Origin of the sequence: uncultured Oscillibacter sp. (assembly GCF_910579365.1) — a bacterium.
GTDB lineage: Bacteria > Bacillota > Clostridia > Oscillospirales > Oscillospiraceae > Oscillibacter.
This window is the reverse complement of record NZ_CAJTUX010000103.1, coordinates 1-6,851: the sequence shown is the minus strand read 5'-3', so window position 1 is coordinate 6,851 and position 6,851 is coordinate 1. Positions and strand designations below refer to the sequence as shown.

10 protein-coding genes and 2 pseudogenes are annotated in these 6,851 nt (G+C 58.0%); 2 read left to right on the top strand and 10 right to left on the bottom strand.

The window, feature by feature from the left end; all coding sequences use genetic code 11:
• The 5 genes and pseudogenes from QZ329_RS14460 to QZ329_RS14440 form a co-directional block, all read right to left on the bottom strand.
• On the bottom strand, positions 1-361 hold a 361-nt coding region (locus tag QZ329_RS14460), incomplete at its 3' end, for an HAD domain-containing protein (RefSeq protein ID WP_295753703.1).
• A complete protein-coding gene (locus QZ329_RS14455) occupies positions 358-843 on the bottom strand; it encodes an HD domain-containing protein (RefSeq protein ID WP_295753702.1) in 486 nt (161 codons plus the stop codon). The genes QZ329_RS14460 and QZ329_RS14455, both read right to left, overlap by 4 nt.
• A gap of 5 nt (positions 844-848) precedes the next feature.
• Positions 849-1,229 (bottom strand): plasmid mobilization relaxosome protein MobC, encoded by a 381-nt coding sequence (gene mobC / locus QZ329_RS14450; protein WP_295753701.1) that lies wholly within the window; start codon positions 1,227-1,229, stop codon positions 849-851.
• Positions 1,213-1,755: a hypothetical protein gene (locus QZ329_RS14445; RefSeq protein WP_295753706.1), complete on the bottom strand. Its 543-nt coding sequence runs from the start codon at positions 1,753-1,755 to the stop codon at positions 1,213-1,215. Before QZ329_RS14445 ends, mobC begins: the two co-directional genes overlap by 17 nt.
• A 45-nt stretch (positions 1,756-1,800) precedes the next feature.
• Positions 1,801-2,079: pseudogene (locus QZ329_RS14440) on the bottom strand (phosphoadenosine phosphosulfate reductase family protein); the annotation flags it as partial.
• 25 nt (positions 2,080-2,104) lie between these two features.
• On the opposite strand from QZ329_RS14440, the gene QZ329_RS14435 reads away from it, so the two are divergent.
• The gene (locus tag QZ329_RS14435) at positions 2,105-2,743 is read left to right on the top strand and encodes a hypothetical protein (RefSeq protein WP_295753705.1); all 639 of its coding nucleotides are present in this window, start codon (positions 2,105-2,107) and stop codon (positions 2,741-2,743) included.
• A 214-nt stretch (positions 2,744-2,957) separates the two neighbouring features.
• Here the strand turns inward: QZ329_RS14435 and QZ329_RS14430 are convergent, their stop codons facing one another.
• Positions 2,958-3,353 carry a DUF6329 domain-containing protein gene (locus QZ329_RS14430; RefSeq protein ID WP_295753700.1) on the bottom strand — a complete coding sequence of 132 codons (396 nt, stop codon included), beginning with the start codon at positions 3,351-3,353 and terminating at the stop codon, positions 2,958-2,960.
• 90 nt (positions 3,354-3,443) lie between these two features.
• Positions 3,444-5,132, bottom strand: coding sequence for a hypothetical protein (locus QZ329_RS15675; RefSeq protein ID WP_365352248.1), 1,689 nt, complete (start codon positions 5,130-5,132; stop codon positions 3,444-3,446).
• Between the two features lie 100 nt (positions 5,133-5,232).
• Between QZ329_RS15675 and QZ329_RS14420 the strand changes: the two genes are divergently transcribed.
• Positions 5,233-5,820: a hypothetical protein gene (locus tag QZ329_RS14420; protein WP_295753699.1), complete on the top strand. Its 588-nt coding sequence runs from the start codon at positions 5,233-5,235 to the stop codon at positions 5,818-5,820.
• Here QZ329_RS14420 and vapD read toward each other — a convergent pair.
• The 3 genes and pseudogenes from vapD to QZ329_RS14410 form a co-directional block, all read right to left on the bottom strand.
• The gene (gene vapD / locus QZ329_RS15670; RefSeq protein ID WP_365352253.1) at positions 5,706-6,218 is read right to left on the bottom strand and encodes a VapD family protein; all 513 of its coding nucleotides are present in this window, start codon (positions 6,216-6,218) and stop codon (positions 5,706-5,708) included. The two genes, QZ329_RS14420 and vapD, sit on opposite strands and share 115 nt — an antisense overlap.
• A gap of 125 nt (positions 6,219-6,343) precedes the next feature.
• Complete coding sequence (locus QZ329_RS14415; protein WP_295753698.1) at positions 6,344-6,646, bottom strand: hypothetical protein; 303 nt, start codon at positions 6,644-6,646, stop codon at positions 6,344-6,346.
• Between the two features lie 80 nt (positions 6,647-6,726).
• Positions 6,727-6,851: pseudogene (locus tag QZ329_RS14410) on the bottom strand (site-specific DNA-methyltransferase); the annotation flags it as partial.

Here is a 6,851-nt window from a genome sequence, read left to right as displayed (position 1 = left end):
GGTCGTCCAGAATCACATAGCGTGTGCCCGGATGCCCCGCCAGCCAGGCCAGGATTTCCTCCCCCTTGTTTCCGCTGGGAAGCCGGGGAGCCGCGTCGACGATGGGCGTCCCGTTCCGGGCGAGGCAGTCGTATAGGTTCCCGATGAAAGCCCGGCAGAGCGGGTCGTCCACCTCCAGGGCGTCCCGCCAGGAGGAGCAGAGAACGATCTCCGCCCTGGTCCGCCGCACCAGCCGGCGCAGCCAAAAGAGGGCCAGCGGGTCAAAAACCTGCCGCTCCAGGGGGAGCCGCAGCAGGGCGCTGAGGTGAGTGCTCAGCGTCGTGCAGATCACGCCGTCGATGTCCAGGAACAGGGCTGTCATAGGTACATGGCTCGGAGGAGCGCTCGTCCGGTTTCTGTACGAAAAACCCGCTCCAGCGTGTTTTCCACGTTCTCCCTGGAGTACCCGCTCTCGTCGACGTTGACGAGATAGTCCGCCTCGATTAGAATTTGATGGTCCGGGCCGTCAATGCCCTGGAGGGTGTGGTGATGGCCCACCAGCCAAGCGATGCGGTCCACGGCGGATTGGGGGAGGCCGCTGTCCGAGAGGAAGTCCCGGACCAGGGCGGGACCCTCCAACTCCTGATACTTTCCGTTTGTATTGCCGTACTTCTCCCGGCAGAGGGGGCAGGCGATGTCGTGGACAATGGCGGCGATTTCCAGAATATCCTGGGATGCCTTGTTCAGGCCCTCGCACTCGCCGATGGTTTTGGCGAAGGCCCAGACCTTCATAAAATGGTTCACGTCGTGCCGGTTTCCGTTGGAGTACGCTACCATTTTCCGGGCAATTTCCGCAGTGGTCATTGGAGTCACTCTCCCTGTACGTTTTGACCATTATATCCCATCCGGCTGCCGGAGGCAAGCGATTCCTTCTGGGCTGCCCGGTACATCAATTCATAGACCTGATCCAGCAGGAACAACCCCCGCCTGGTATCCTCGGCCCTGGCGATCCCAGCATTGACGCTCCGGGCGATTTGATTGATATTCACGCCGATTTTATGGACCTCCCAGCGGAGGTCCTTGAGTTCCTGGGAGGGCTTTACCGGGAGCGGCATTCTTTCCATGAGGCGGACGAGGTAGGCCCGCTTGCTGAGGCCGCAGGCGTCGGCCTGTTCCGTCAGCAGCTGATACTGCGCCGGGGTCAACTCTATGTGCAGGTGATGCCGACCCTTTTTATCTGCTTTGCTCACAGCACCTCCTTTTCTTTTTTGGAGGAACAGCAGAGCGTTCCTCCCGAACCTCTTGCTCGAATACTTTTTCCAAATCGAACACATTGCCATAGGGAATGCCCTTCCGGCTGAACGGCTTCATGGGCATGGGAATCTGGGCTTGCAGTTCCTTCAGCTTTTCCCAATATTCAGGGAGGAACTGATAAATCGCTTTCAGCTCTTTTCGGTTCTTATTCTTGCAGCACCAGCAGGAAACCCGATCTAAAATGTCATACAGCCGGACACCGTTTTCCTCCCAGAAAAAACCCCGTTCATAGCAGAAGGCCAAACAGTCCGTCTCTGTCATCCCCGCCTCAGCCAAAGGGGAGCACTTGGGCGGTTCCAGTTTCGCCAGCCGCTCCGGCTCGTCCGCTGCGATGCCCACATAGTGGACCTCCGCATCCAGGGCCACACCATCCAGGGAGCGTGTTTTGAGCTTAGTCCCCCAGCGGCAGGGCCCTCCGCACCAGCCGTAACCCAAATGAAAGCCATTCTTTTTGGAGTTCACTGGCCTCTCCAGCATATTGTATAAAAAAGAGGCGTCCGGCCTCACCTCTGTGAACCGGACGCCTCTCTGCTCCAGGACCGGCCTGATTCGGTCCCGGATATCGTAGATTGCCTGAAATTCCATTTCCGAGTTGTAAAAAATCACTTCATCCAATGGCATTTTCTTTTCCAGTAATAACAGCAGCATGGCTAGTGAGTCTTTTCCAAAACTCACGCTGGCGTAAAATGCCACCCTGCGTTTGCACCTCCCTTCTCCGGCTCGAAGCCGATAAATTTCCGCATTGACGGCCCAGCGCCCCGATGGTATAATTTCAGCCGTTGTCATCTCTCCGCTGAAAAGAGGCGCGTTTATGATGGAAGCGATTGCGGCAAATTTTACCCGTCCCCGTATGGGACGCAGACTGGCTGTCCTCACCGTCAGCCTGATTGTGATCGGGGTCTGCGTGGCGGTGTTCAAGACCGTCGGGTTCGGCACGGACCCCTGCTCGACATTTACTCTGGGCGTTTCCGCCCGGACGGGCATTTCCTTTGGAACCTGTCAACTGGCATTTAACCTGCTGATGTTCCTCCCGGTCATCCGACTGGACCTCTCCCGCATCGGCGTGGGCACCGTTGCCAATATGGTGGGCGTCGGCTATATGGCGGACTTCACCATGTGGCTGATGAGCCCCCATATTCCGCCGGAGGGCCTGTCCATGACGGTCAGAATTGTGCTGTTCGCAGTCAGCATGGCGGCGTTTCTGATTGCCGCCGCGTTTTACATGGTGGTGGATCTGGGCGTCGCTCCTTACGACGCGATTCCGCAATTGATTGCGGCCCGCACGAACCGGCTGAGCGCCCGCGCGATCCGCATGCTGTGGGACATCTCGATTTTGTCCCTTGGTTTCCTGCTGGGGTCCACGGTGGGCCTTACGACGCTGATCACCGGCTTCTGCCTGGGTCCCGCCATCGCCTTTGTGTCCAGCCGGGTGAGGGGCTGGTTCGAGTAATTCCGGCCTAGGGCCGGGAACCATCCGCCCGCAGGCGGCATAGGGGTCAGGGGTTTGTCCCCTGCAAGCGCGCAAAATGTACATTTGCGCTATGCTTGCGGCCCTGCCGCCAGAGGCGGCAGGGTCTTGCCCCGCCTCTGGCGGGGCCGTTTTCAAGCGGAAGGGCTGATTGGAATGGCCGCAGGAGGCGGCCGCGGTTTCGAGAGGATCACTCTCACCGCTCCGGCCCCGAGGGTGGCTGCCGGAGCTTCAGATCATAGTGGTCCACCGGCACGTCCCGCAGGTCCAGAGCCGATTTATCCAGTACGTCTGCCGCGTAGCGGGCGTAATTGTAGCCCTCGCTCTCCACCAAAATGCCGCCCCGATGATTTTTGACGCACACTAAAAGGCAATGATACACGCCGTCAACCTCACGCATCAGGTTCCTGTTTTCGATAATAAAGGGCATGTCCTCCAACATATGCGCGGAAAAATGTCGGAATTGCTTCTCGGTCAGCTCAACAACCTTGACAACCTCGATGCGAATGGGCTTGTCCTTTGTGTTGTTCTGCAAATCCCGCAGACGATTGGCCTTGAAATGAAAATGGGTATAGATCGTGGATACCGCCATCGTATCCTCCTTTTCCAGAGCGAGGGTGTTACATATAACCCCCTTGGCAGACAGGGCTGGGTGCTAGTACATAACACCCAGCCCCTGACGTTACCGCTCTTGTGATGATTTGCGCCGCTCTTTTTCCGGCGCTTTTTCTTTGAGCCCATATGCGGCAATATCCTGGATGATCGCATTGGCCTCTGCCTGTACAGCCTCGTCCCCATCCATCGCTATGCCGGACACGGCCAGCGCGATCTCCCTGGCGCCGCCGGTTCCTCCTTTTTGAAGCATCCGGGCAAAAACGGCAACCCTCCCCGCTCGGGATGTTTCGTCCGCAAAGTCCTCGGGGATGCACTGCCGGCCCAGGTCATAGATTCGCGCGGCGATGCTTCCAGCCGTAACAGTGGGGAAATATGGGTTATCCCACTCCTCAAAGAGAATGGGCGGGCAGCCGGGAGGCTGCACCAGATCAAAGCCGATTTCCCGGGAAACCCGGCCCAGGATTTCCGGTACAGCCGGGTCCGCCCGCAGCCGGTCCATACAGGTGAAGTCGGTCACAAGGCAATTCCGACCCTGGCGTACCTGGAGAATGTCGGCGGCGCTGAGACCGTCCCCACTCTCAATGCCCAGGGTCAGCCGGGCGGGAGGCCGTCCATCCGGGCTGGGTTCGGCGGCCTCGTTGTTATAAGGTTCACTCCGCAGTTCGTCAAACCGGGCTTTTGCCGCTTCAAAAGAAGGGAAATGTTCCACCGGACTGCGGTTTTCTGCGTTGTCCGCCCAGGTTTTCAGGTCTGCGATGATGTAGAAGCTCCACCCGCCGCCGTCACCCTGCGGCACTTCCCGCGCAGGTCCGGCCTGTTCCTGCGCGGGCTGCTCCCCAGACAGGGGCCGGAGGCAGTCCAGGTGCTTGGCGGCGTAGATGGCGTTGTCGGTGAGCTGCCTCTGCCATGCCCCCACGCTGGGCGCCCATCGGAAACCGCCGTGCCGCATGGCCGAGCAGGTATCCCGATCCGGTTTTTCATCGAAGAACACTTGGAGCCGGTTGGCCTGCACATCCATCTTCACCACGCCGCCCTCGAAGGCCCAGCCCTCAAATTCAACTTCTTTTTTGGCGGACAGTTCCTCAATCCGTTTCTTCGTCTGGCGGATCATGGCGTTGTTATTGGTGAGGCGGAAACTCGGATAGGGCTTCGGTTCCGGATGCCAGTCACGAGTCATGGAAGCCCTCAGCTTCTCGATCTGAACCGGGTCCAAACCAGGACAGCCCTCCAAGGTCTTGTGCTTGCGGTAGTAGGCGTTCACGGCCTTCATGGACTCCTGGTCCCGCTCCAGGGCCTCCAGCTTGGCTTTCAGCTTCTGGACAGCCTCCGGGTCGTCGGCGCTGATGCCGCCTTTGCCTCTGCCGCGGATTTTGTCCAGGATTCCCTGGATCTCCCGCCACTCCGCCATGGCCGTGTCGTCCGCCCGGTTCTGCTTTTCTTTTTTACGAACCGGGAAATTGCTTCCTCCGGCCACCAGAATGGACGGAACGCGGGCGGCGATGGCGTTTTGCTTATTGATGTTCTCCGCCAGTTTGCGGGCGTATACGTCCAGCAAACGGTCAATCCGCTCATGGTGAATGGGGTCCACCTTTCGCTTCTGCTCCTCCGCGATCCGGGCGGCGGCATCCACGGACCTCCGGTATTCCGCTGTGGCGCTGCCCTCTTTATAATCGTAGAAGCTGTTCATTTCCTTGGCCCGGCGGGCCTGCTCCTCGTTGATGATGTAGTAGTTGATAGCTGCACACCTCCTCTGCAAAATCTTCTGACAGCTTTCACTGTTGATTTTAGAATTTCGACTATGAAATGTAATGGTGTTGGAGTATAATGTTTCATCATGGTATAGGGGGGAATGCACTGTGTCCAGACACACCAGCCCGTATGAGGTATATGCTAAATACGTATTGGAAGCGGTGTACGGCGGCCGCTACGGAACGCTGCTCCTGCGGGATAAACCGGACCTTCAGACCGCGGACGGAGAAGCCGGTATAGAGGTTACCTCTGTGAACGGAGAAACCTTTGAGCGGCTTGTGACGGAAATTGCCATGAGCCAGCCATATCAGGTTCCGTCGGACAGAATCCTGGAGCTGTGCGCAAAATGCGGCATTGAGTATCACGCATGGCAGACCTTTGTCATCAACCCTCTCCCTGCCGCCGGATTCATTGAGCCTTTCCGCAAAAAGCTGAAAAAACTGAATGCCGGATATGCGTTTCTGGGGCACTACGACCTGTTCCTCTACTCGGACCGGCACACTCTGGAGAATCACGAATTGGAACCGCTGCTGGAAGCATTGTGCGAAGAGAATAAAGCACCAATCTCCTACCACTATGTCTACATTGACGCCAGTGGAAAGCTGGCGTGTTTTGACTTGGCCCATGGCACATATGAAGTCCAGTACACGAAGGGACTGCGGGAAAAGCTGATATCCGGTTCCGCTGTTGAATAGCGCTTCTCCCGTCTATCGCTCCGGCATTTTTCTCTTTTTATGAGGCACTTTGGAAACAGGCGGCAGGAGTTCGGCGGACAGCGCATCGGAGCGCAGCAGCCCAGAAGGCTATGCCGCGCTCCGATGTTCGTAACCGTTATGTCCTTGACGCACAGCCGCAGCCAGGGGAGGGCCTCTCCCATCCGCTGGGCCAGGAGAGCGACGTCCAGCGAGGTCCGTTGTTGCAAGGAGACATACACAGAGTATTGCCGCCGCTCAAAGCCGTTGGCTTCCATGAAGCGCCGGATGTCCTTATAGGCCCGCTTGAAGAACTGCGAGTCCTGGCCTGCCTCCTTGTGAGGATAATACCGCTTCAGCGCATCCTGGCTCAGATCGAAGCTGATCTGCTTTCGTGTCATCCCCATATTAAATCTCCTTGTGTGCTTTCTTCACGGATCATCGGTCCAGCCCCTTTTCTCCTTGGCTCTGCTTGTAATAAGATAGCAGATATCTCCTTTGCGCCATCCGCCAGGAAAATCATCCGTCATGTTTTCTCACCCGCCTTTCCGGCCTGGGCAAGCACATCCTCCTCGCCGTTCTCGTCCTGCCAGACGCAGGAGGCAGCGCAGTCCAAGAACCAGTCCGCCCGCAGCAGGGACAGGATGACGTCCCACATAATGGCGAAATCGTCGCCATGGCCCCTGTCCTGGAAGACCAGGGCGTCACTGTCATCTGTGCAGGGGAGATCGTGAACAGCGAACAGTGTCTTGACCGTGCGGTGGACGTCCTCCAGCCTGCGGCCCTGCCGCTCTACAGCGGCTTTGTCAAAGGAAATGTGAACTTTCATGCTCGGTATCCCTCCTTTTATTTGGTAGCCCACATCATACCAGCATGTCCCGGCCATATCCAGAAGAATCGGCAGACAGTTCACGCCGCCTCAGCCAGCTCCCGCTCAATCCGCTCCCTGGCAAGGCGGGCATACTCGTCCGTCACCTCGATGCCGGTGGCGGTGTAGCCCTCCAGCACGGCGGCCAGGACGGTGGTGCCGGACC